Raw genomic sequence first — 23,057 nt, 5'->3', positions numbered from 1 at the left:
GTAGGTCGCGATGTCGGTCGGCACTGTCATGATGGGGGTCATGCGTGTGGAAGCGGCGGTGGACGGTCTCGACCCGGAACAGGCAGCAGCAGTCCTCGCACCCCGGGGTCCGGTGTGTGTTCTCGCCGGCGCCGGTACCGGCAAGACCCGCACCATCACGCGCCGGATCGCTCACCTCGTCTCCGACGGCCATGTCTCGGCGGGGCAGGTCCTCGCTGTGACCTTCACGGCGCGCGCCGCGGGCGAGATGCGTTCGCGTCTCCGGGAGCTCGGGGTCGGCGGATCGGGTCCGCAGGTTCAGGCCCGCACCTTCCACGCTGCCGCTCTTCGGCAGCTGCGTTACTTCTGGCCGCAGGTCGTCGGCGATATTCCGTGGCATCTGCTCGACCGCAAGTTCGCGGTGGTGTCCCAGGCAGCACATCGCGCAGGTTTCCCGACCGACACCGACACGGTCCGCGACCTGCTGTCCGAGATCGAATGGGCGAAAGGGTCACTCCACGCGCCCGAGGACTACCCTGCGGCCGCCGCCCGGGCACGGCGTGAGCCGCCCGCCGACGCCGAGCGGGTCGCGAAGGTCTACGCGGGATACGAATCCCTGAAGAACCGGGGCGAAGACGGTATCTATCTCGACTTCGACGATCTGCTGCTACAGACTGCCGGCGCTCTCGAAGGAAACCCGACGGTGGCGGAGGAGTTCCGCGACCGGTATCGGTGTTTCGTCGTCGACGAATACCAGGACGTCACACCGCTGCAGCAGCGCGTACTCGATGCGTGGCTCGGCGAACGGGACGATCTGACGGTGGTCGGCGACGCCAACCAGACGATCTACTCGTTCACGGGAGCGTCGCCCAAGTATCTGCTCGACTTCTCCCGCCGGTTTCCCGAGGCCACCATGGTCCGGCTCGAACGCGACTACCGATCCACTCCACAGGTCGTCGACCTCGCGAATCGGGTGATCGGTCAAGCGCGGGGCCGGATCGCCGGCACCAGGCTCCAACTGATCGGGCAGCGTCCCGCGGGGCCCGAACCGGTCTTCGCCGAATACGACGACGAACCCGCCGAAGCGAAAGCCGTCGCGAAGGCCATCGCCAAGCTGCTGCGCGACGGCGTCGCGGCCTCCGAGATCGCCGTGTTGTACCGGATCAACGCTCAGTCCGAGGCCTATGAGCAGGCCTTCACCGAGACCGGCATTCCCTATCAAGTTCGAGGGGGCGAGGGGTTCTTTCAGCGCGCCGAGGTGCGCCAGGCGGTCAACGCCCTGCGCCAGACCGGCTCGCGCGACGACCTGCCCGAGGACGCGGATCGCGGAAGCAACCTCGTCAACCTGGTCCGTGCCACCTTCGTTCCGCTCGGCCTGACCGACACCGAACCTGCCGGTACCCAGGCGCGCGAGCGGTGGGCGTCGCTCACCGCCCTCGTGCAACTCACCGAGGAACTCCTCGAACACGAACCGGATCTGACGCTCGCGAGCCTGCTGCGCGATCTTGCGGCGCGCGCCGAAGCACGGCAGCCACCGACCGTGCAGGGCGTGACCCTCGCGTCGTTGCACGCGGCGAAGGGGCTCGAGTGGGATGCCGTGTTCCTCGTCGGGCTCACCGACGGCATGTTGCCGATCACTCACGTCACCGGCGACAAAGACACCGCACCCGACGAAGCCGGCATCGAGGAGGAACGCCGGCTGCTGTATGTAGGGGTGACACGCGCGCGTGTGCATCTGCAACTCTCGTGGGCGTTGTCGCGCACGGAGGGTGGGCGCAAGACCCGCCGCCGATCACGATTCCTGCTGGGGTTGATCCCCGATAGTTCGCCGGCATCGAAGATCATCGAACCGGCACCGCCGAGGCGGAAGCGGCCGCAATGCCGGGTCTGTGGCAAACCGTTGATGACGTCGACCTCCACGAAACTCGGCCGGTGCGAAGGGTGCCCATCGAACCTCGACGAGGACCTGCTGGTGGCATTGAAGGACTGGCGACGCGACCGGTCCAAGGAACTCTCGGTTCCCGCTTACGTGGTGTTCACCGACAACACGTTGGTCGCGATCGCAGAACAACAACCCGCCGACAATCGGGCGCTCGTCGCCATCCCGGGGATCGGCGCGAGAAAACTCGAACAGTTCGGGGCCGACGTCCTCGCACTCGTGCGCGGTGAGCGAGCAGGCGACACCCTCGATCTGTAAGACCCAGAACAGTAAGACCCAGAACTGAGGGACTCAGCGGGTCTGCAGAGCCGGGGCGATCGTGGTGCTCCACGCTTCGCGCAGCTGATCTTCGAACAAGGCCCAGGTGTGGGCGCCGGTATCACGCATCGACACCGTCGCCGGGACACCCGCTGCTTCGAGCGAATCGACGAACATTGCGGTGCATCGGTGCACGAGTGCTTCGACGACCATGCCGCCGACCGGCGGGATCGCGCCCTCCGGGATCCGGTCCACCGCACCCACAGCCCCGCGGGACGCGCTGACGTACACGGCGGTACCGGCGAGTTTCGCGGCATTGGCAGCGGGGTCGTGCGCTTTCCACCCCCGGCTGCCAGGCGGGCCCCACATGTTGAACGGGTTGTTCAGCCCGCTGGCGATCATGGTCGAGATGCCCACGCTGGCAAGGAGGTTGCTCGGTGCAGGACATCCGCTGAACGATGCAGCAGCCTGGTACAGATCGGGCGCCTGGATCGCGAGATCCAGAGCGGGCCCACCGCTCATCGACAATCCCGCGACTGCGTTCAGTCCGGTCCCGCCGAACTCGCGGTCGATCACACCCGGAAGTTCCCGGGTCAGATACGTCTCCCACATATTGATGCCCAGGATCGGATCTGGGGCGCCCCAATCCGTGTAGAAGCTGAACCGCCCGCCGATCGGCAGTACGACGGTCACGTTCTTGTCGGCGAAGAACGCGGGGGCCTGTGAATTGTTCATCCAGCCGACTCCGTCCTCACCGCCGAGAGCCCCGTTGAGCAGGTACAACGTAGGCAGCGATCCGCCGTGTGCCGGCCGGAGAACGTCGTTGGAGATCACCCGATCCATTGCCGGGGAGTAGACGTCGACGACGGTGTGAGTGGGGGAGATCTCCCGGGTCTCCACCACGTGTGGAGCAATGTCCGACACCGCGCTGGTTCCAGGCGGCTGTGGCTCCGCACTCGGCTGAGCCGCGGCAAGCCCGCCGAACCCGATGCTCGAGGCCAGCACTATAACCGACGACGCAGACAACACACGTAACATTGACCTCACACACAACTTCCGCATCAACCGATCGTCGCATTCGACAAGAGCGCGGGGGTTGCGCGACGGTGTTCGGTCGGTTGCAATACGGTCTCGGTCGGCGTTCGGTCACCGATCTCCGATCCGGCGACGCGAAGTCCTGTCAGCAGGCACAGAGGCAGAAGTAATGGCCCGCTGGGTCGCGGAACACACGAAACGTCGGGGTTGCCGATGGGCCGTGAACGCGGGTGGCGCCGAGGTCGAGTGCAACTCCCTCGGCCTCGTCCAGATTCGGAACGCTGAAGTCGAGGTGGGCGCGAACACCTTCCTCCGGCCATCGCTGCGGAACGAAGTCGGGGGCGAGCTGGAATGCGATCGCGGTGCTGTCGTCGCGGGCAAGCTCGAACCATTCGTCGCGGTCCGTCACGATCCGCCAGCCGAGTAGGTCGCGATAGAAACCGGCGAGCGCTCGCGGGTCGGGGCAATCGAGCACGGGGATGAATCTTGTCGTCGCGAGTGTCATGCGTCCAACGTAACCGCCGCGGAAGTGTGAAACCGCAGGTAGAAAATAACTTGTGTCATCCGCGGGGGCATCACTACTCTGAATGACGATGTCACGGGAGAGCCCGTGCACGAACCACGGTAGGAGGTAGCACCGATGCTCGGCTTCACAGCGCTCGCACTCATCGCTGCCCCCGCCGCCGGGGCAGCCGACGTGGCTGCTCCGCGTGCCCGTCGTGTGCGTGCAGCAGCCGTCTCGTCCGTGGTCAGGATTCTGCCCGAGGTTCGCCTCCGGTAGACGATTCCGATTCCAGGCCACGGACCCCGCCCAGCGGACCGTGGCCTTCTTGCTTTTCGGCCGGGGTTCGCACCGCATTTCATCCGAACCATCGAAAAGGAGCTCTCGTGCCGAGCGACACCCTGTCGACCGCCCCGCACGATTCCGACGGAGATACCGGTGCGCGTGCCGGAATCCTGCCGTGCCACAACTACGACCCGGACCTGTGGTTCGCCGAGACACCCGCCGACCTCGAACGTGCCAAGGAACTGTGTTCCGCATGCCCCGTGCGTTCGCGGTGCCTCGCAGCCGCCCTCGATCGCGAGGAGCCCTGGGGAGTGTGGGGCGGCGAAATCCTCGACCGTGGAACGGTCGTCGCACGCAAGCGCCCCCGGGGGCGTCCGCGCAAGCATCCCGTCGTCACCGATCCCGACAAGGAATTGGTGTGTGCATGATCTACTCAGGCGGCCGGGGGAGGGTCATGCTCCGGCCGCCCGGGGTGGTCACTCGTCGACGAACCCCGGCATCCACTCGGTGAGGATCCGCATGTAGGGCGCGTATGCGTCCAGTTGAGCGCAGATCCCCACCGAACCCAACAGAACCCGGAAGATGCTCAGATACTCGGGCGGAAGATTCAACGTGCGGGCGGTCCGGAACTGAGGACCGGAGAAGTCGGTGGCCACACCCGCGACCTGCTGCAACCACGATCGGGTGAAGTGGAACGACTCTGTCCGGATGGGGTCGGTGAACGGCCGGAGATAATCGGCGATCTCCCGATCCGTGACCGTCCGGCCGGGCAATACGAACTTGTTGTCGTACAGCAGTTGCGTCAGCTCGTCGAACCGCTCGTCGACGGCGAGCCGGACCATCCGGCCCAATACCGGCGGGAAACCGTCCGGCATCGCTGCGGTGGCGCCGAAATCGATGACACCGAGCCGCCCGTCGTCGAGCAGCATGAAGTTGCCCGGGTGCGGATCGCTGTGCAGCATCCCCACTCGCGTCGGGGAGGAGAAGTGGAACTCGGCGAGCAGAGCGCCCGCGCGATTGCGTTGCTCCTGTGTCCCGCCGGTGATGATCGAAGACAAGGGCGTAGCGGAAAGCCATTCGGTGACAGTAACTTTGGGCGCGCTTGCGACCACGCGAGGTACGAGGAACTGCGGATCGTCGGCGAAGGCCTTAGAGAACGCACGCTGATTGTCGGCCTCGATGCGGTAGTCGAGCTCCTCCTCGGTGCGCGCCGAGAGTTCGTCGAGGATTGCGCGGACGTCGGTGCCCGGCATCACGGTCGAGAACAGGCTCGCGAACCGCGACAGGGTCTTGAGATCTGCGCGCAGCGCCTCGTCGGCGCCCGGGTACTGCACCTTCACCGCAACCTCCCGACCGTCGGACCACACCGCCCTATGTACCTGACCGATGCTGGCCGAGGCGGTCGGTACGTCGTCGAACGAGGTGAAGCGTTCGCGCCATTTGGTGCCGAGCTGCTGGTCGAGTACGTGGTGCACGGCCTTTGCGGGCAGCGGCGGCGCCTCCGCCTGGAGTTTGGTGAGAGCCTCTCGATACGGTTCGGCGAATTCCTCGGGGACCGCAGCCTCCATCACGCTGAGCGCTTGCCCGAGCTTCATGGCGCCGCCTTTGAGCTCGCCAAGCACGGTGAACAGCTGCTCGGCGGCTTTCGCTGCCATCTCGGCGTCGATCTCGTCGCGATCGCCCCCTGCCAGACGCCTACCGAAGCCCATCGCGGCGCGTCCCGCGATCCCCAACGGGATACTCGCGAGTTTGGCGGTGCGGGAAGAGCTTTTGCGAGGGATGTCGGCCACGCACACCATCATGCCTGACCGGTCCCACATCATCTTCGACCCGGGGCGGGTCACATCGACATCGAACACTCGCAGTCGGGGTGACGGAACCAGCGGCGTTTCGACAGCCGGAACGACGACAGATCGATCTCCACCGTGTGATCGGCCACAGCGAGCGGCAGGGACCCGGCAAGAATTACATCGAGCTCGGCCAGTGCGAAGGCAGCGGTGGCGAGAACCACCGCGCGCGCGGCGTGGCCGGGCCGGTCCCACAGCTGGGCGGCGAGAACGGGCCATGACGGATCGAGATCCGTGCGGGTCAGGTCGGCGCACCGTAGGCAACTCGTGCTGCCAGGGACGACGAATGGACCGACGATTCCTCGGCCGTCCCGTGTGCGGACCACAAGGTGCGGGACACGGTGCCGCATGAGGTCGCGCACCACGAGCGGATCGGGCACCTGGATATCTGCGAGGACCACGCACGCGAGACCCTCCTGGAGACGTTCGTCGCCGGTGTATCTACCCGCGCGGGACCATTTGGTATCCCGCAACGCCAGCTGCGCGCACAGTGCATCGGCGAGCGGGCCATCGCCGTAGACCCTGATCCGATGCGCGGGCGTCGGGGCGACACGGGTCTTGGTCGATGCCGTCCCTCGGACGAGTCCGGTTGCCACCAGATCGTCGAGCAACAACCGCACGCCGCCGGCATCTGCGCCTCGCTCGACGGCCGTCTCGACGATCTCGTCGTCCGTGTGCGCACCGTCCAGCAACTGCAGGACGGTCCGCACATCGAATTCATCGAGGCCCGCGGGCGGCACGATGACGCGACCGGTCTCGGGTCCCCACCCCACCTGCACGCGACCGTCGGCGCGTCTCAACACCAGTAGTGCGGGATCGAATGAAAGGCCGGTGTCGCTACCGGTGTCAACCTGCGCTTCGGCACGAACGGAACTGGTCATACCGGGAAGCTTCGCAGCCGCGGTGGTCCGGCCGAGGGCAGATCACTGAGTTATCCACAGGGCTGAACGCCTGTGACCAGAGTAAACAGGTCTCAGTTCGATGCGTCGGGATTCTCGTCGTCCGAGTTGTCGTCGCGCTCGGCCTTCTCGCGTTCCATGGTCGCCTTCAGCTGCGCGATGGGGTCGTCGAATGCATCGGTTCCGCCCCCGATCACCCGGTCGACGAATGCCGTGGGATTGTCGAGGTCGGAGGAATCCGGAAGCAGGTCGGGGTGTGCCCAGACCTTGTCGCGTGCGTCGGCACCGGCATCGGTGGTGAGGCGTCGCCACAGCGTCGCGGCCTCCCGCAGCTTCCGTGGCCGGAGCTCGAGGCCCACCAACGACGCAAAGGTCTGTTCCGCGGGACCACCCGTTGCGCGTCGACGGCGGAGAGTCTCACTCAGTGCTGCGACCCCGGGAAGGCGATCACCGAGAGCGTCGGAGACGACGATCTCGACCCAGCCTTCGACCAGCGCGAGCATCGTCTCCAGCCGCTCGAGCGCGGCCTTCTGTTCCGGCGTGGTCTGAGGTTCGAACGCGCCCTGGCCGAGGAGTTCCTGGATCTTCGACGGGTCGGTCAGTGCCGCCGGATCGATGCCCTGCGCAAGATCCTCGATCGCCGAGAAATCCATCTTGATTCCGCGCGCGTACTCCTCGACCGCACCGAGCAGACGCTGCCGCAACCACGGCACATGACTGTAGAGCCGCTGGTGGGCGGATTCGCGCGCCGCAAGGAAGACCAGTACCTCCTGAGCCGGCTGTTCGAGTCCCTCTCCGAAAGTTTCGATTGCCGCGGGCATCAACGCCACGGTGCCTTCGGGGCCGAGCGGGATACCGATGTCGGTCGAGGTCAGCACTTCCTTCGAAAGCTGACCGAGCGCCTGGCCGAGTTGCGAGCCGAACGCGATTCCGCCCATCTGGGCGAACATGCCCATCATCGGCCCGACCATTGCTCGGGCCTCTTCGGGAAGACCCTGTGCCATCATGCCGTTGACCTGCTCCGCGATCGGATCGGCGAGGCGCTTCCACGTGTCGAGCGTGTTGTCGAGCCAGTCGACCGGCGTCCATGCCACGGCCTTCGTGGCGCCGGCGGGGAGCGTTGTCGCTGCGTCGAGCCACAATTCTGCGAGGCGCGCGGCGTCGCGCACAGCGTCGGTCGTGCCCGCCGACACGGGGGTCACCGATCCGATCTGCTGACGGGCCAGCTTGGTGGCCACCTCGTAGTTGACGGGACCGGACTCGCCTGTGCCCATTGCGCTGCCCATGCCGCTGAGCATCTGGCCGAACTGGCTCAGCATCTGCCCGAACTGGGAGGGGTCGAAGCCCTGTGCACCGAACGGGTTGTCGCCGCCGCTGCCGGGAACTCCGAAACCGAACGGGAATCCGCCTTCGGAGCCGCTTGCACCGCCGTCGGACCCCCCGTCCTTCTTGCGGTCGGGATCGTCGTCGGGGTTCGAGAATCCGAAGGGGGTGTCGCTCATACCGTCAACGGTACAAGGGGACGGAGTCGGAAACGGCCGGTGCGGTCACGCTGAACGCGAACAGCGCGCGCCCGCTACCCTGGCCGGGTGAATCGACGCCTCGTGTTGCCCGTTGCCGTTCTGCTCCCGGTATTGGTCCTCGCGGTGCTGGCATTCAATGTGCGTGTGCCCTATGTTGCGCTCGGTCCGGGGCCGACCTTCGACACGCTCGGCGAGGTCGACGGGACACCGGTCATCGAGATCGAGGGCGTCGAATCCGACCCCACCACCGGTGAACTGGTCATGACCACGGTGGGGGTCACCGACAACCTCACGCTCGCTCAGACAATTCTGGCCTGGTTCAGCGGACGCTACGGTCTGGCGCCGCGCGAACAGGTGTACCCGCCGACGCGCAGCAAGGACGAGGTCAAGGCGGCAGATCACGCACAGTTCGCGCAGTCCGAGCGGAGTGCCGAACTCGCTGCGCTCCACTATCTGGACATGCCCGTCACGCTCCGCGTTGCGCAGGTGGCCGATGATGCCCCGGCAACGGATCTGCTCCGTGAAGGCGACCGGATCCTCGCGGTGGGCGGTGAGGTGGTCAGCACCGCCGGTCAGGTCCAGCGCGTGGTCGGCGACACCGCGCCGGGCAGTGATCTGGAGATCACGGTCGAACGGGACGGCGTCGAGGAGGTTGTTCCCGTCACGGTGGGGGGACGCCCCAGCGACCCCGACAAGGGCTTTCTCGGAATCGGTACGGAGGAACTCCCGGATGTCCCGTTCTCCGTCACGTTCAACCTCGCCGACGTCGGTGGCCCGTCGGCGGGCCTGATGTTCAGCCTCGCGCTCGTCGACAAACTCAGTGAGGGCGAACTCAACGGTGGAAAGCACGTCGCAGGTACCGGGACCATCGATTCGGACGGTGCCGTGGGACCGATCGGCGGTATCACCCACAAGTTGACGGCGGCCGCCGAGGACGGCGCCGAGTTCTTCCTGGTTCCGGCCGACAACTGCGCCGAAGCGCTGTCCGACACGCCCGACGGTATCCGGCTGATCGAGGTGGAAACACTCGAGGGTGCAATCGACGCCCTCGCGGCCATCACCTCAGGAGGCGACGCGCCCACCTGCGGCTGATTCTCGCTGACCGGACACCGCGCGGGTGCCGCTCAGTCGTCCTCGCTAGCCTCGAGCGTCGCATACAACGCCTCGATGACATTCGGCGCGAGGTCGTCGGCGACGCGCAGTTCGGCGCCCGCGAACGGATCGTCGTCCGTGGGACGCAGCTCGAGCAGGCTCATCGACGGGCCGTCGCGTAGCACCGCAGAGATCAATCGCGCCTCGCGGCGATCCGGGTGCGCATGTGCTGCGCCGAGGGCGGCATCGTCGGCAGCATGTCTGTCGGCCAGCAGAGGGACGAGCGCCTCATCCAGGTCGGTTTCCGCGGCAGGGGGGAGCACGACGATCTCTTGCACCAGGGCACACCCGGATACCGAAGCCGGCCAGCTTGTTGTCGCGAGGAACTCCTCCAGTGCGGGACTGCCGCCCTCGATGTCGTCGGGCAGCAGATCCTGCACGATCGGCGTGTACTGGTGGCCGTCGTCGAGTTGGTCGCTGAGGGTCGGTTCCGCGGCTGCGAGCAAGGCCGTGGGGACGAGGGCGAACATCACCGGAGGTCGGTCCCAGCCCTCCGCATCGACGAAATCGATGATCTCGTGGACGGCATGCGAGAGCGCATCGGGGGAAGGAACAGGAAGGTGATCGTTCACATGCCTATCCTGACATTCGACAGTCCCGGATGTGTCCACCGGAGCGGTGGGTGCACCCGCGGCGCGCGGTTTCCGTAGAGTAGGGCGAAACGGTCACCGGATTGTGACACGAGGTGGAGACGGCGCGGATCGCCGCGTCGCCGTACGAGTTGGGAGCGTGGCACGTGGGCATGAGGCCCCCGACCGGAGTACCGAGTCTGTCGAAGCGGAGCAAAGCTCTGTTGATTCTCGCCTTGGTGGTGGCCGTGCTGCTGCTTCTCGGCCCGAGAATCCTGGATACCTATACCAATTGGCTGTGGTTCGGCTCCGTCGATTTCCGCGGCGTGTACGTCAAAGTTCTTCTGACGCGAGTTGTGCTGTTCTTCGTCGTCGGCCTCGTGGTGGCGGCGGTGCTGTGGCTTGCACTGTTCCTCGCCTACCGATCGCGACCGGTGTTCGTGCCGACAGCCGGTCCCGGCGATCCGATCGCGCGGTATCGCACGACCGTCATGACCCGGATGCGTGCCTTCGGGCTCGGTATCCCGATCGGCATCGGCGTGTTGTCCGGCCTGATCGCCCAGTCGAGCTGGGTGACCGTCCAGATGTTCTTCAACGGGGGGTCGTTCGGCACCACCGACCCTCAGTTCGGCTTGGACGTCGGGTTCTACGCGTTCGACCTGCCGTTCTTCCGTTTCGTCCTCAACTGGTTGTTCGTCGCGATCATCCTGTCGTTCTTCGCGAGTCTGGTCACCCACTACATCTTCGGCGGAATCCGCCTCGCGGGGCGGGGCGGTACTGGTGGCCACATCTCCAATGCGGCTCGGATTCAGCTGGCGGTCCTTGCGGGCCTGTTCGTCGCCTTCAAGGCGGTGGCCTACTGGTTGGACCGGTACGAACTGCTGTGGAGCGGCCGGAAGGAACCCACGTTCAGCGGCGCAGGTTTCACCGACATCAATGCGGTTCTGCCCGGCAAGCTGATCCTGATGGCGATCGCCATCATCTGTGCGATCGCGTTCTTCGCGGCGATCGTGTTCCGCGATCTGCGGATCCCTGCTCTTGCAACGGCGCTTCTGGTGCTGTCGTCGATTCTTGTGGGCGCGATCTACCCGCTCATGGTCGAGCAGTTCTCCGTCCGGCCGAACGCTGCCGACAAGGAACGCGAGTACATCGAACGGAACATCGCGGCCACGCGTGAGGCATACGGAATCACCGATGACAAGGTGACGTACAAGGACTATCCCGGAGTAGGCACAGTCTCTCCCGAGGAGGTTCCCGCCGATATCACGACGATCGCGAACACCCGTCTACTCGACCCGAATGTGCTCCCGCGCACCTTTACTCAGCAGACTCAGCTCAAGAACTTCTACGGTTACCCCGAGTCTCTCGATATCGACCGTTACGAGGTCGAGGGGCGTGTCGAGGACTACATCGTCGCCGCACGTGAGTTGTCTCCGACGAGCCTGACCGGCAACCAGACCGACTGGATCAACCGCCACACCGTGTACACCCACGGCAACGGTCTGGTCGCCGCTCCTGCGAATCGAGTCAACGCCGCCGCCAGCACCTCGGCGGAAGAGGCTGCGAACAGCAACAGCGGCTACCCGGTCTATATGATCAGCGACCTCGCCTCTCAGGCGGCAGGCAACCAGGTCATCCCCGTCGAGCAGCCGCGCATCTACTTCGGTGAGGTGATCGCCGAGGCCGACCCGGATTACGCGATCGTCGGTGGCAGTGAGGGCGCAGCACCGCGCGAGTACGACACCGACACCGAGACCTACACCTACACCGGTGAGGGCGGCGTCGATATCGGCAACTGGATCAACCGGTTCGCATTCGCCGCGACCTATGCCGAGCGCAATATCCTCTTCTCCAGCGCGATCGGTGGCGACTCGAAGATTCTGTACAACCGCGACCCCCGCGACCGCGTAACGAAGGTTGCGCCGTGGCTCACCGCCGACGGCGACGCCTACCCGGCAGCAGTGGATGGCCGCATCGTGTGGATCGTCGACGCGTACACCACGCTCGACAACTATCCGTATGCCCAGCGCAGCTCGCTCGAAGGTCTCCTCGAGGACAGCATCGATCAGAACACCGGACGTCTGCTGCCTCGCAAGGAAGTTTCGTACATCCGTAACTCGGTGAAGGCCACCGTCGACGCGTACGACGGCACTGTCACGCTCTACCAGGTCGACGAGCAGGATCCCGTTCTCAATGCCTGGATGGGGGTCTTCCCGGATGCAGTGACTCCGCAGGATCAGGTCTCCGACGAGCTTCGTTCGCACTTCCGTTACCCGGAGGATCTGTTCAAGGTTCAGCGCGAGATGCTCGCGAAGTACCACGTCGACGAGCCACTCGAATTCTTCACGAACAACGCGTTCTGGTCGGTCCCGGCAGACCCGACGGTGGACACCACCGCCAATCAGCCGCCGTACTACCTGTTGATGGGTGATGAGGACACCGCTGACGCCAGATTCCGGTTGACGTCCGCGATGGTGGGCTACAACCGTCAGTTCCTGTCTGCGTACATCTCGGTGGAGGCAGATCCGGAGAATTACGGGCAGTTCACGATCCTGCAATTGCCGACCGACACGCAGACCTTCGGTCCGGAGCAGACACAGAACGCGATGATCTCCGACACTCGTGTCGCCTCCGAGCGGACGTTGCTCGAAAGATCCAACCGGATCCAGTACGGCAACCTGCTCACGTTGCCGATTGCCGAGGGCGGCATCCTGTACGTCCAACCGATGTACACCGAGCGCAATCCGACAGCGGGCAGTACATCGACGTTCCCGCAGCTGTCGCGCGTGCTGGTCAGCTACCGTGAGCCGGGCTCGGGCGGCGGCGTGCGGATCGGATACGCACCGACCCTGGCCGCGGCCTTGGATCAGGTATTCGGTCCCGGTGTCGGCGACGCCGCGACGGCTCCCGGTGGGTCAGCGGTGTCGAGCGCGGAGGTCGAGGACGACACTCGCTCCGAGCCGGTCGAGGGTGCGGTGCCCGACGAAGGTCAGCAGCCGGAACCGGGGTCGCCGCCGGTAGCGGTGCCACCGGCGAGCCGTGAGGCTGCAGTGACCGAACTGGATTCGGCGCTCGATGAGCTCGCGAACGCGCAGCGCAGTGGCGACTTCGACGCTTACGGCAATGCCCTCGCGCGGGTGCAGCGCGCGGTCGAGAGCTACCAGTCGAGTGGCGGCTGAGTAGCAGCTGGGATGTTCGGTGGCCTGGTGCCATATGAGACGACGAGGCCCTGCCGGTGGCATGGCCTCGTCGTTGTTCGCGGCGGGATCAGAGTCCGGCGACGCTGACGAGCTGCGAGAACTGCGCGTCGAAGCCGTGCTGCGCGGCGAGGTCGCCCGCAGCGTCGATCGCCTGCTGGACCTCGGCGGGGAGAGCTGGCACCTCGGCGATCGGGGCATCGGGCACGACCGGGGCGGCAGGTGCCTCGGGTGCGGGTGCTGCCGGTGCGGTCTCGGTGGTCAGGTATTGGCCGCAGGTGGGCCATGCGCCGGGGCCCTGGGTCTGCAGCGTGTTCTCGGCGACCCGGATCTGTTCTTCCTTCGAAGCATTGGCGGGGTTACCGGTGCCGCCGTTGGCTTCCCAGGTGCTCTGGGAGAACTGAAGACCGCCGTAGTAGCCGTTGCCGGTGTTGATCGCCCAGTTGCCGCCGCTTTCGCACTGCGCGACACCGTCCCAGTTGTTCGGAGCGGCGGAGGCGGTGCCCGCAGCAAGGCCGAGCGGGATGGCGGCGAGTGCGCCTGTGACGATGACGGTGCGAAGTGCGTGCTTGTTCAACAGTGTGGTCATGCTGGGTGGTCCTCTCGCGCTCGCAGCAACCGCACGACATCGACAACCGATCGGGTTGCGGTGGTAGTGCGTGTGCCTCTGCCCCTCCGAAGGTCTTCGTAGGCACCGGTTCCCGCGGGCAGATTCGGCGGCTGCGGGCCGGTGGTGGTCCGGCGGATTCGAACCGGGACCGACCGTACAAGTGAATGGGGCGAGGCGTCATCCTGCAGATTTCAACTATCGATGTCCAAAATGTGAGACTCGGGGATGCGTCAGTGCAGGTGAGGCGCGAAGTTTGCGGCCTAGTTGCACACTTGTTATTCATTCGTTATGTGTGGGGGATCACGACAGGAAAGTGGCTCAGGTCACCGAATCCGTGCCAAAGCGCCGGTATCCCAGGCGATTTGCCTTTCGTTTCCCTGCTCGTGTAGCTTTGGACATGCAACGCGGGGTGGAGCAGCTCGGTAGCTCGCTGGGCTCATAACCCAGAGGTCGCAGGTTCAAATCCTGTCCCCGCTACCAACGCAAAGGCCGGTCTTCCGAATCAGGAGACCGGCCTTCGCTTTTCGTCGTCTCCGTGCTCGTCGTCAGGCGCAACCGGATCCATTTCTTCGAGTACTCGACGGAGAAGCTTGCCGGTCGCATTGCGGGGTAGTCGGTCGACGAACACTACGTCGCGCGGAACCTTGTAGCGGGCGAGGTTGGACCTGACGAATGTCTTGATCTCGTCGGCGGCGGGCCGGGAATCTGGGTCCGGCACCACGAAGGCCCGCAGCCGGTGACCGAACTCGGGATCGGGAACACCGACCACAGCCACATCGAGTACATCCTCGCGTTCGGCCAGCACGTTCTCCACCTCGAGTGGGTACACGTTCTCTCCGCCGGAGACGATCATGTCGTCGTCGCGGCCGTCGACGAACAGATAGCCCTGTTCGTCCCAGTGCCCGACGTCGCCGGTGGAGAGCAGGCCGCGGAGGCGTTCCTTGTCGCGGCCGTCGGTGTAACCCGCGAAGCTCAGTCCGCTCTTGACGAAGATCCTGCCGATCACGCCCGGTGTGGTGATGCGGCCACCATCGTCGTCGAACAGTTCGACGTGGCAGGTCACCGGTGCACGACCCGCAGTCCCCGGTGCGCGACGAAGATCCTCGGGCGTTGCGACGGTCGCGACCGCGCATTCGGTCGAGCCGTACAGGTTGTGGAGGACGTCGCCGAACGACTCTCTGGTGCGGCGGCAGATGTCGGGAGACAGTGCCGAGCCGGCCGAGAAAATGATGCGCAGGCTCGCGGTATCGAACTCGGCGATCTTCGGTGCGCCCAGCGCGAGGATGCGCTGGAGCATCGTGGGGACGACGACCAGGATGTCCCCGCTGTGGGTCTCGATCGCTCGCAGGGTGTCGATCGGGGAGAAGCGGCGCACCATCACCACCGTCTGCCCGAGTGCCAGCGCGAGTGCCAGCTGCGAGACCCCGGTTCCGTGGAAGGCCGGTGCCGCCATCACCATCGTCTGTCCTTCACACAACGGGACTCGGTCGACGAATTGCGCGGAGGCCAGTGGTGACGTGCGCGCGCGGGGGGCGCCCTTGGGTGTGCCGGTGGTGCCGCTCGTGAGCAGGACGAAGCCGCCGAAGTTCTCGGGCGGAGGAACAGCGGAGCGGTCGAAACCCGCGGCCGCGGAATCGAGGGTGGGAATCCCCTGAACGGGATCGTCCTGCCACGAGAGATATCTTCGGACATCGGCGGGTAGCGCTGCGGCGACGGCCGCGAACTCCGAATCGAACACGAAGGCCGACACCTGCTCTCGGGCCGCAACCTCGACGAGTTGCCGCGGCGCGAACCCCGTGTTCATCATCACCAGTCGCGCGTCCAGTTTTGCTGCAGCCACCATCGTCAGCACCAGGCCCCGGTGGTTGCGGGCCATCACACCGACAATGGATCCGGGTGTCACCCCGTCGGATATCCATGCGCGGACCAGCGCGTTCGAAGCCGCGTCGAGTTCTATATACGTGACACCACCGCGTTCGTCGGAGATCGCCGTGGCGTCGAGGCCTCGAGTGGCGTGGGCATGCACCGCGCCGGCGAAGGGACCGTACTTCCTGGCGGCGGCCATGGTCGCGAGGCTTCGATCGATGCGCGGGAAATGCAACAGGCCGCAGCGGTGCATGACCGCGAGGGCGCCGAGACTGTCGGTGATCTGACGCATGCTCGCGCGACCACCTGTGAGTCGTTCCAGAACGTCCTGCTCGGGCACGGGACCCTCTCGGCTGCGGTGAACTTCACTACACGCTAGCGGCGCCAGGGACCCTCGTGAGGGGAAATGTCTGGATCTCGAGGAGCCCCGACAAGGCGAAACCCTCGCCGCACTCGAGTGCGGCGAGGGTTTCGCCTGCCTCCCCTGGGGAGCGTCGAGCCGTGTTGCAGGGTCTACGTCGGCTCGGTCACTTCAGCTCGGTCACTTCAGCTCGGAAGACGACTTCCCGAGCACACGGCGGGCCACGATCAGCTGCTGGATCTGCTGTGTGCCTTCGAAGATGTCGAGAATCTTGCTGTCGCGGGCCCACTTCTCGAGCAGCGGGCGCTGCGAGTACCCGTAGGTGCCGGCGAGTTCGACGGCTTTGAGTGAGACCGCGGTACCCGTACGACCGGCCTTCGCCTTCGAAATCGATGCCTCGAGCGAGTTGGGCTTCTTGTTGTCTGCCATCCACGTCGCCCGCAGGGCGAGCAGATAGGAGGCTTCCCAGTCGGCTTCGAGTGCGAGGAACTCGGCGGCCGCGGCGTGCTGGTTGTTCGCAGGAGTGTCGTAACTGACCTCCACCCCCGCCTCAGACAGAATGCCCCTCAGTTCCTCGAGTGCTGCGCGACCGAGACCGATCGCCATGCCTGCGACGATCGGGCGGGTGTTGTCGAAGGTCTGCATGACCCCGGCGAAGCCCTGCTCGACGTTGACCTCGGGCGAACCGAGGATGTTGTCCTTGGGAATGCGGCAGTCCTGCAGCAGCAGTACCGCAGTATCGGAGGCCTTGATACCGAGCTTGTGCTCGAGTCGCGCGACGCTCAATCCGGGCGCATCGCGGGGAACGACGAACGACTTGATCGCGGCCCGGCCCTTCGACTTGTCCACCGATGCCCAGACGACGACGTGCGAGGAGCGCTCGCCGGAAGTGACGAAGATCTTCTCGCCGTTGAGGACCCACTCGTCGCCGTCGAGAACGGCAGTGGTGGTGACTGCGGCCGAGTCCGATCCGAAGCTGGGTTCGGTGATCGCCATCGAGGCCCACACCTTGCCGAATCGTTCGAGTTGCTCGTCGGTGGCGACCGCGGCGATAGCCGAGTTGCCGAGGCCCTGGTAGGGGATGGACAGTGTCAAGCCGACGTCGCCCCAGCAGGTTTCGATGACATTGAGAAGGCCGGCCATGTTTCCGCCGTTGGCGTTGTTGCCGTCGGACTTCTTTTCTTTGCCTTCGCGGCCGAGCGTCGCACCCGCTGCGCCCTGGCCGGAATCGTTGAGCGCCTCGACCATTGCCGCCATCGTGTCGAGCTCGACGGGATACTCGTGTTCCGCGAGGTCGTACTTGCGGGAGACGGGTCGGAAGATCTGGGCGGCGACCTGATGGGCCTGATTCGCGGAAGCCTTGAGCTTCTTGGGAAGTTCGAGATTGATCATCACAGGTTCCTTGTGTGTGTCAGGGCCGCTCAGACGAGGACGACGCCCTCGGCGACGCCGATGGCGCGCAGGTCGCGGTACCAACGCTCGACGGGATGTTCCTTGGTGAAGCCGTGGCCGCCGAGTAGCTGGACGCCGTCGAGACCGATCTGCATTCCCTTGTCCGTCGCCAGTTTGCGAGCGAGCGCTGCTTCGCGAGCGAACGACAGGCCCTGCTCGGCGCGGGCTGCGCCGCGGAGGGTGACGAGACGGAGGCCGTCGAGTTCGATCTTGATGTTCGCGACCATGAACGCGACCGCCTGGCGGTGGCTGATCGGCTCACCGAATGCCTCGCGCTCGTTGACGTACGGGACCACGTAGTCGAGTACGGCCTGCCCGGTGCCGATGGCGAGCGACGCCCAGCCGAGGCGCGACAACCGGACCGCGTCGGCGTACTGCTCCGCACGAACGTCCGGGTTCTCGTCGCCGAGTAGCGCGGATTGCGGCACGGCGACATCCTCGAGCAGGAGGCGGCCGAGGCCGGCGGCGCGCAGGCCCATGCTGGGATCGGCCTCGATGACGACACCTTTGCTCTTCGCTTCGACAATGAAGAACGAGGGCTTACCGTCGAGTTCTGCTGCCACGATGAACAGTTCGGCGCTACCGGCCGCCGGAACGAGGGCCTTGACTCCGTTGAGCCGGTACCCGCTCGGGGATCGGGTGGCCTTCGTGCGCAGCGCGAACGGATCGAACAGTGCGCGGGGCTCCGCGATGACGACGGATGCCTGCGGAACATCCTCGCCGGCGAATGCCGGCAGGTACGTCTTCTGCTGGTCGTCGGTGCCCCACTCGGTCAGTGCTACGGCGACGCCGCTCGGCGCGAGGATCGGCAGCGCAAGACCCATATCGCCATGTGCGAGGGCCTCGGCGACGAGGCTGTTGGTGACCACTCCGCGTTCGGCGGCTGCGCCGTCGAACGCTTCGGGCACGTTGACGAGCGTGATGCCGAGCTCGGCGGCGCGTGCGAGCAGGTCGGCGGGTGCGGCTGCAGCTTCGTCGGCGTCGTGTGCGGCCGGACGCAGGATCTCGGCGGCGAAGTCGCGCACGGTTTCCGAGATCATCTGCTGGTCGTCGGTAGGGGTGAGGTCGAAGTAGTCGGCGTTCTTCGCGGTGGCGAGGCGCTCGGGGCCGTTGCCGCCGGACACCTTCTTGAACGTGCGGGTCGCGGCGCCGAGGGTCTTGAATCCGGTCTTGGTGGACTCGTACGTGACCCGGTCGATCGTCTGCCGGAAGTTGTAGCGGTCGGCGAGTTCGGACCCGGTGATCCGCGTGAGTACGCGCATCGCTGCTCCCATGGCGTCCCGTTTGATCGGGTTGAGGCCGACTGCGGACGTGTCTCGGGGGGTGTTCCGGGCCACACTGTCTTGCTTGCTCATGATCACCAGAAGTTTCTTGTATCGGAGCGGACAGGAGTCAATCTTACTCTTGAGTAAGGTATGTGTCTACTCTCGAGTAAGTTCACAGCTGTCCGGGCAGGACGACACTGCCCGCGCCGCAGGTGAAATGCAGCGCGGGCAGGGCCAGATGGGCATCAGGGTCGGATGGGCATCAGGACCTGAGGCGGCTCAAGACCTCGTCGTGGAGCGCGCCGTTCGTCGCCACCGCACTTCCGCCGTGCGGTCCTGCCGTGCCGTCGAGATTCGTGAACACCCCACCCGCTTCGCGGACGAGCACATCGAGCGCTGCCAGATCCCAGAGCGACACTTCGGGTTCGAGCGCGATCTCGAGCGCGCCTTCCGCCAAGAGGCAGTAGGAGAAGAAGTCGCCGTAAGCGCGTACGCGCCACACCTCGTCAGTCAGGTCGATGAACCGGTCACGAATGTTGCGGTCGTTCCAGCCGGAGAGGCTCGAAAAGCTCAGCGACGCCGACGCGAGCGATCCGACCCCGGACACCGCGATGGCACGAGGTTCGCTGCCGTCGTGCGAGGACCACGCGCCGGCCCCCGAGCACGCCCACCACCGGCGGTGCAGCGCCGGAGCGCTGACCACGCCGACAACCGGGACACCGTCGACGATCAGTGAGATGAGGCTCGCCCACACCGGCACACCCCGCACGAAGTTCTTGGTGCCGTCGATCGGATCGATCACCCATTGGCGGCCTTCGAAGACCGGATCGCCGCCGAATTCCTCCCCGAGAATCGCGTCGTCGGGCCGCTCGGAGGAAAGTGTCTCCCGCACCAGGCGTTCCACCGCGAGATCGGCGTCGGACACCGGTGTCAGGTCGGGTTTGTCGTCGACCTTCAGGTCCAGCGCGCGGAAACGGTCGCGGGTGACGGCGTCTGCGGCGTCGGCGAGACGCAGTGCGAGTTCGAGATCGGCGGTGTAGTCGGTGGCCATGCGTCAGACGCTAGCCCCTAGCCGGTAGCCTAGAGAATCGTGCATCCCGATGTTTCCGCAGACCTGGCCGAGCTCGCGACGACCCTCCGGACGGTGGAGTCGGTTCTCGATGTGGAAGAGCTGCGCCGCCGTATCGACGAGCTCGAACATCAGGCGGCCGATCCCGACCTGTGGAACGACCAGGAGCATGCCCAGCAGGTCACCAGCCAGCTGTCGCACGCGCAGAGCGAACTGCGCCGCGTCGAAGAGTTACGTCAGCGGCTCGAGGACCTTCCCGTGCTCTACGAGCTCGCCGAGGACGAAGAGGGTGAAGCGCAGGCAGCTGCGCTGGCCGACGCCGACTCCGAGCGCGAGACCCTGCGCGCCGACATCGAGGCGATGGAAGTGCGGACGTTGCTGTCGGGCGAGTACGACCAACGTGATGCCCTCGTCAACATCCGTTCCGGTGCCGGCGGCGTCGACGCCGCGGACTGGGCCGAGATGCTCATGCGCATGTACATCCGATGGGCCGACAAGCACGGCTACGGCGTCGAGGTGTACGACACCTCCTACGCCGAAGAAGCAGGCATCAAGTCGGCGACCTTCGCGATCAAGGCCCCTTACACCTACGGCACTCTGTCGGTCGAGATGGGCACGCACCGCCTCGTTCGAATCAGTCCGTTCGACAACCAGGGCCGACGCCAGACCTCGTTCGCCGAGGTCGAGGTGCTGCCGGTGGTCGAGACCACCGACCACATCGATATCGACGAGAACGACGTCCGCGTCGACGTCTACCGGTCGTCCGGCCCCGGCGGGCAGTCGGTCAACACCACCGACTCCGCGGTCCGCCTGACGCACGTGCCAACCGGCATCGTCGTCACCTGCCAGAACGAGAAGTCGCAGTTGCAGAACAAGGTGTCTGCGATGCGTGTCCTCCAGGCCAAACTCCTCGAGCGGAAGCGTCAGGAAGAGCGCGCCGAGATGGATGCCCTCAAGGGTGACGGCGGCAGTTCGTGGGGAAACCAGATGCGCTCCTACGTGCTGCACCCGTACCAGATGGTCAAGGACCTGCGCACCGAGTACGAAGTCAACAACCCGTCCTCGGTTCTCGATGGCGACATCGACGGCTTCCTCGAAGCCGGCATCCGCTGGCGGATGGGCGAGGAACAGAACGCGTGAGCCGGTAGGTTCGGGTCGGGCAGGATCCCGGCCCGGGTCCCTTTCGAAGGAATGAACGCTGTTTCCCACCGATGTCCTGCTGAACTGGGTCACCACCCGCGGACTGCTGATCGCTCTGACGATCCTCGGTGCCGTCATCATCGCCCGGTTCGTTTCGTGGACCGGCGGCCGGGTGACCCGGCGGATCGACGATCGCTACCGGCAGTCCGACGACCTCGTGCGCTCGGAGGCGACCAAGCATCGTCATTCGGTCGCACAGGTCGTGACGTGGATGGTGATCGCGTTCGTCTACATCGTTGCAGCGCTCAAGATCTTCGACTATCTCAACCTGCCGATCGGTTCGCTCGTGGCACCGGCAACCGTGGTGGGTGCTGCGGTCGGTTTCGGCGCGCAGCGCATCGTGCAGGACATTCTCGCCGGCTTCTTCATCATCACCGAACGTCAGTACGGATTCGGTGACACCGTGCAGATCTCGGTGACAGGGTCGTCCGAGGACGCCGTAGGCACCGTCGAGGACGTCACCCTCCGGGTGACTCGGGTCCGCAGCGCGGCCGGCGAAGTGATCACGGTGCCGAACGGTCAGATCAACAAGGCCATCAACCTGTCGAAGGACTGGGCGCGCGCCGTAATCGACGTCCCGATTCCGGTCAGTGCCGATATCGGTGCGGTCAGTGACATCCTCCGAGATGTGGGCGTCGCCGCGTACAACGAGCCGCGCGTGCGAGAACTCCTGCTCGACGAGCCGAGCGTGATGGGTGTCGAGAGCCTCGAGGTCGACCAGGTCAGTATGCGGATCGTCGCCCGAACTCTGCCGGGGAAGCAGTTCCAGGTCGGTCGTCTGCTCCGCGCGCGCATCGCGGGGGCGCTTCGCGCCAAGGGAATCACAGTGAGTCCGCAACTCGACACCGCAAGCGTCGTGGAACGATCGGGGGAACCGTGACCGACGACCAGCGATCGCACCGTATCCGGATCCCGACCCATCTGTTCCGCGGCCGGGTACGCACCAGCACCCTCGTGCTGTGCATCGTGTGGCTCGGGCTGTGGGCGGCATATCTGACTCTCAATCAGGACAAGAGCCAGGCCGACGGAACAGGAACGCCGCCCACCGGAGCAGTCATCATCTCCGAGACACCGTTCGTGCCGTACGTTCCACCCGCGTCGAGCACCGAACAGGCGCCTCCGACCACCACTACCGACGTTGCGCCCTCGTCCGAACCGACGACTGCCACGACGACACCGGGCGACACGCCCGCCCCGATGACCGGGACGCAGCCCCCCGAGACCACTACTGCCGATGCGAATCCCTTCCGATTGCCGCAGATCCCGGGACTCCCAGGATTCGACGGGGAGTCGGGCACAGAACCGACCGGTGAGCCGGGGCAATAGGTCACCATCCGGTAACGGCTAGCATTGCCGTCGTGATCCGCCTGGAAAATGTGTCCAAGTCCTACAAGACGTCGACCAGACCCGCATTGGACGGCGTGTCCGTCGAGGTGGACAAAGGCGAGTTCGTCTTCCTCATCGGCCCGTCCGGCTCCGGGAAGTCGACCTTCATGCGCCTGCTGCTCCGCGAGGACACACCCACGAGCGGCGAGATCCACGTGGCGGATTTCCACGTCAACAAGTTGTCGGCGCGGCGGGTCCCGAAACTGCGCCAGAATCTCGGCTGCGTCTTCCAGGACTTCCGTCTGTTGCAGCGCAAGACCGTGGCGGAGAACATCTCGTTTGCGCTCGAGGTCATCGGCAAGCCCCGTTCCGTGATCGAACGGACCGTGCCCGAAGTCCTCGACCTCGTCGGATTGTCCGGCAAGGCGGGGCGCCTTCCCACCGAACTGTCCGGTGGTGAGCAGCAGCGTGTTGCGATCGCACGCGCGTTCGTGAACCGGCCGCTGGTTCTGCTGGCGGACGAGCCCACCGGCAATCTCGATCCCGAGACCAGCCAGGACATCATGCTGCTGCTCGAACGGATCAACCGCACCGGCACCACGGTGCTCATGGCCACGCACGATCACCACATCGTGGACGCAATGCGGCGCCGCGTCGTCGAACTCGACCTGGGCCGGGTGGTCCGCGACGAAGCACGCGGCGTGTACGGCGTGGGTCGCTGAC

Annotated in this window: 20 protein-coding genes and 1 tRNA gene; 10 read left to right on the top strand and 11 right to left on the bottom strand. The window is 65.6% G+C overall.

The features are described 5' to 3' along the window. Window positions 1-40 precede the first annotated feature (40 nt). Window positions 41-2,176: an ATP-dependent DNA helicase UvrD2 gene (locus MWU77_RS09705; protein WP_169685931.1), complete on the top strand. Its 2,136-nt coding sequence runs from the start codon at window positions 41-43 to the stop codon at window positions 2,174-2,176. A gap of 33 nt (window positions 2,177-2,209) precedes the next feature. Here MWU77_RS09705 and MWU77_RS09700 read toward each other — a convergent pair whose 3' ends face one another. After that, window positions 2,210-3,100, bottom strand: coding sequence for an alpha/beta hydrolase family protein (locus MWU77_RS09700; RefSeq protein ID WP_247273541.1), 891 nt, complete (start codon window positions 3,098-3,100; stop codon window positions 2,210-2,212). Between the two features lie 256 nt (window positions 3,101-3,356). After that, complete coding sequence (locus MWU77_RS09695; protein ID WP_169685933.1) at window positions 3,357-3,716, bottom strand: VOC family protein; 360 nt, start codon at window positions 3,714-3,716, stop codon at window positions 3,357-3,359. Window positions 3,717-3,851: 135 nt separating this feature from the next. Here MWU77_RS09695 and MWU77_RS09690 point away from each other — a divergent pair, with 135 nt between their 5' ends. Together MWU77_RS09690 and MWU77_RS09685 are read left to right on the top strand one after the other, a co-directional pair. Further along, a complete protein-coding gene (locus MWU77_RS09690; protein ID WP_169685935.1) occupies window positions 3,852-3,992 on the top strand; it encodes a hypothetical protein in 141 nt (46 codons plus the stop codon). A 122-nt stretch (window positions 3,993-4,114) separates the two neighbouring features. Beyond that, on the top strand, window positions 4,115-4,426 hold the full coding sequence (locus MWU77_RS09685) for a WhiB family transcriptional regulator (protein ID WP_206039552.1): 312 nt from the start codon (window positions 4,115-4,117) through the stop codon (window positions 4,424-4,426). Between the two features lie 48 nt (window positions 4,427-4,474). Here the strand turns inward: MWU77_RS09685 and MWU77_RS09680 are convergent, their stop codons facing one another. The 3 genes from MWU77_RS09680 to MWU77_RS09670 form a co-directional block, all read right to left on the bottom strand. Beyond that, on the bottom strand, window positions 4,475-5,800 hold the full coding sequence (locus MWU77_RS09680; RefSeq protein WP_169686811.1) for an AarF/ABC1/UbiB kinase family protein: 1,326 nt from the start codon (window positions 5,798-5,800) through the stop codon (window positions 4,475-4,477). Between the two features lie 38 nt (window positions 5,801-5,838). Then, window positions 5,839-6,726: a TOMM precursor leader peptide-binding protein gene (locus MWU77_RS09675; RefSeq protein ID WP_169685939.1), complete on the bottom strand. Its 888-nt coding sequence runs from the start codon at window positions 6,724-6,726 to the stop codon at window positions 5,839-5,841. A gap of 92 nt (window positions 6,727-6,818) precedes the next feature. Then, window positions 6,819-8,246 carry a zinc-dependent metalloprotease gene (locus MWU77_RS09670; protein ID WP_169685941.1) on the bottom strand — a complete coding sequence of 476 codons (1,428 nt, stop codon included), beginning with the start codon at window positions 8,244-8,246 and terminating at the stop codon, window positions 6,819-6,821. Between the two features lie 87 nt (window positions 8,247-8,333). On the opposite strand from MWU77_RS09670, the gene MWU77_RS09665 reads away from it, so the two are divergent. Beyond that, a complete protein-coding gene (locus MWU77_RS09665; protein ID WP_247273540.1) occupies window positions 8,334-9,359 on the top strand; it encodes a PDZ domain-containing protein in 1,026 nt (341 codons plus the stop codon). A gap of 32 nt (window positions 9,360-9,391) precedes the next feature. Here MWU77_RS09665 and MWU77_RS09660 read toward each other — a convergent pair whose 3' ends face one another. Then, a complete protein-coding gene (locus MWU77_RS09660; RefSeq protein WP_169685945.1) occupies window positions 9,392-9,991 on the bottom strand; it encodes a PPA1309 family protein in 600 nt (199 codons plus the stop codon). A 164-nt stretch (window positions 9,992-10,155) separates the two neighbouring features. Here MWU77_RS09660 and MWU77_RS09655 point away from each other — a divergent pair, with 164 nt between their 5' ends. Next, window positions 10,156-13,167 carry a UPF0182 family protein gene (locus MWU77_RS09655; protein WP_247273586.1) on the top strand — a complete coding sequence of 1,004 codons (3,012 nt, stop codon included), beginning with the start codon at window positions 10,156-10,158 and terminating at the stop codon, window positions 13,165-13,167. A gap of 88 nt (window positions 13,168-13,255) precedes the next feature. On the opposite strand, the gene MWU77_RS09650 is transcribed toward MWU77_RS09655, so the two are convergent. Continuing rightward, the gene (locus tag MWU77_RS09650) at window positions 13,256-13,774 is read right to left on the bottom strand and encodes a transglycosylase family protein (protein WP_169685949.1); all 519 of its coding nucleotides are present in this window, start codon (window positions 13,772-13,774) and stop codon (window positions 13,256-13,258) included. Window positions 13,775-14,198: 424 nt separating this feature from the next. On the opposite strand from MWU77_RS09650, the gene MWU77_RS09645 reads away from it, so the two are divergent. Further along, window positions 14,199-14,275, top strand: a tRNA-Met gene (locus MWU77_RS09645). Window positions 14,276-14,297: 22 nt separating this feature from the next. On the opposite strand, the gene MWU77_RS09640 is transcribed toward MWU77_RS09645, so the two are convergent. The 4 genes from MWU77_RS09640 to hisN all read right to left on the bottom strand — a co-directional run bounded on the left by MWU77_RS09640 (window position 14,298) and on the right by hisN (window position 19,790). Next, window positions 14,298-15,953, bottom strand: a complete 1,656-nt coding sequence (locus tag MWU77_RS09640) for an acyl-CoA synthetase (protein WP_169686812.1) — start codon at window positions 15,951-15,953, stop codon at window positions 14,298-14,300. A gap of 249 nt (window positions 15,954-16,202) precedes the next feature. Continuing rightward, the gene (locus MWU77_RS09635; RefSeq protein WP_169685951.1) at window positions 16,203-17,414 is read right to left on the bottom strand and encodes an acyl-CoA dehydrogenase family protein; all 1,212 of its coding nucleotides are present in this window, start codon (window positions 17,412-17,414) and stop codon (window positions 16,203-16,205) included. A gap of 29 nt (window positions 17,415-17,443) precedes the next feature. Then, window positions 17,444-18,835, bottom strand: a complete 1,392-nt coding sequence (locus tag MWU77_RS09630) for an acyl-CoA dehydrogenase family protein (protein ID WP_169685953.1) — start codon at window positions 18,833-18,835, stop codon at window positions 17,444-17,446. A 166-nt stretch (window positions 18,836-19,001) separates the two neighbouring features. Then, entirely contained in the window at window positions 19,002-19,790 is a 789-nt protein-coding gene (hisN, locus tag MWU77_RS09625) for a histidinol-phosphatase (RefSeq protein WP_169685955.1), read from the bottom strand. A gap of 39 nt (window positions 19,791-19,829) precedes the next feature. On the opposite strand from hisN, the gene prfB reads away from it, so the two are divergent. The 4 genes from prfB to ftsE all read left to right on the top strand — a co-directional run bounded on the left by prfB (window position 19,830) and on the right by ftsE (window position 23,056). Then, window positions 19,830-20,948 carry a peptide chain release factor 2 gene (prfB, locus tag MWU77_RS09620; protein WP_169685957.1) on the top strand — a complete coding sequence of 373 codons (1,119 nt, stop codon included), beginning with the start codon at window positions 19,830-19,832 and terminating at the stop codon, window positions 20,946-20,948. A gap of 103 nt (window positions 20,949-21,051) precedes the next feature. Beyond that, window positions 21,052-21,888, top strand: coding sequence for a mechanosensitive ion channel family protein (locus tag MWU77_RS09615; protein WP_206039556.1), 837 nt, complete (start codon window positions 21,052-21,054; stop codon window positions 21,886-21,888). Beyond that, on the top strand, window positions 21,885-22,334 hold the full coding sequence (locus tag MWU77_RS09610) for a hypothetical protein (RefSeq protein ID WP_169685959.1): 450 nt from the start codon (window positions 21,885-21,887) through the stop codon (window positions 22,332-22,334). Before MWU77_RS09615 ends, MWU77_RS09610 begins: the two co-directional genes overlap by 4 nt. 32 nt (window positions 22,335-22,366) lie before the next feature. Beyond that, on the top strand, window positions 22,367-23,056 hold the full coding sequence (ftsE, locus tag MWU77_RS09605; RefSeq protein ID WP_169685961.1) for a cell division ATP-binding protein FtsE: 690 nt from the start codon (window positions 22,367-22,369) through the stop codon (window positions 23,054-23,056). Window position 23,057 lies beyond the last annotated feature (1 nt).

The organism is Rhodococcus sp. F64268, assembly GCF_023015605.1.
Taxonomy (GTDB): domain Bacteria; phylum Actinomycetota; class Actinomycetes; order Mycobacteriales; family Mycobacteriaceae; genus Rhodococcus.
Note: the sequence above shows the minus strand (reverse complement) of the source record. Positions and strands in the feature narration are given on the sequence as shown.

Coding starts and splice junctions, on each gene's coding strand:
- MWU77_RS09695 (WP_169685933.1), bottom strand. CDS start 3,716: ATGACACTCGCGACGACAAGATTCATCCCCGTGCTCGATTGCCCCGAC.
- hisN (WP_169685955.1), bottom strand. CDS start 19,790: ATGGCCACCGACTACACCGCCGATCTCGAACTCGCACTGCGTCTCGCC.
- MWU77_RS09635 (WP_169685951.1), bottom strand. CDS start 17,414: ATGATCAATCTCGAACTTCCCAAGAAGCTCAAGGCTTCCGCGAATCAG.
- MWU77_RS09675 (WP_169685939.1), bottom strand. CDS start 6,726: ATGACCAGTTCCGTTCGTGCCGAAGCGCAGGTTGACACCGGTAGCGAC.
- MWU77_RS09670 (WP_169685941.1), bottom strand. CDS start 8,246: ATGAGCGACACCCCCTTCGGATTCTCGAACCCCGACGACGATCCCGAC.
- MWU77_RS09680 (WP_169686811.1), bottom strand. CDS start 5,800: ATGATGGTGTGCGTGGCCGACATCCCTCGCAAAAGCTCTTCCCGCACC.
- MWU77_RS09650 (WP_169685949.1), bottom strand. CDS start 13,774: ATGACCACACTGTTGAACAAGCACGCACTTCGCACCGTCATCGTCACA.
- MWU77_RS09690 (WP_169685935.1), top strand. CDS start 3,852: ATGCTCGGCTTCACAGCGCTCGCACTCATCGCTGCCCCCGCCGCCGGG.
- MWU77_RS09705 (WP_169685931.1), top strand. CDS start 41: ATGCGTGTGGAAGCGGCGGTGGACGGTCTCGACCCGGAACAGGCAGCA.
- MWU77_RS09640 (WP_169686812.1), bottom strand. CDS start 15,953: ATGCGTCAGATCACCGACAGTCTCGGCGCCCTCGCGGTCATGCACCGC.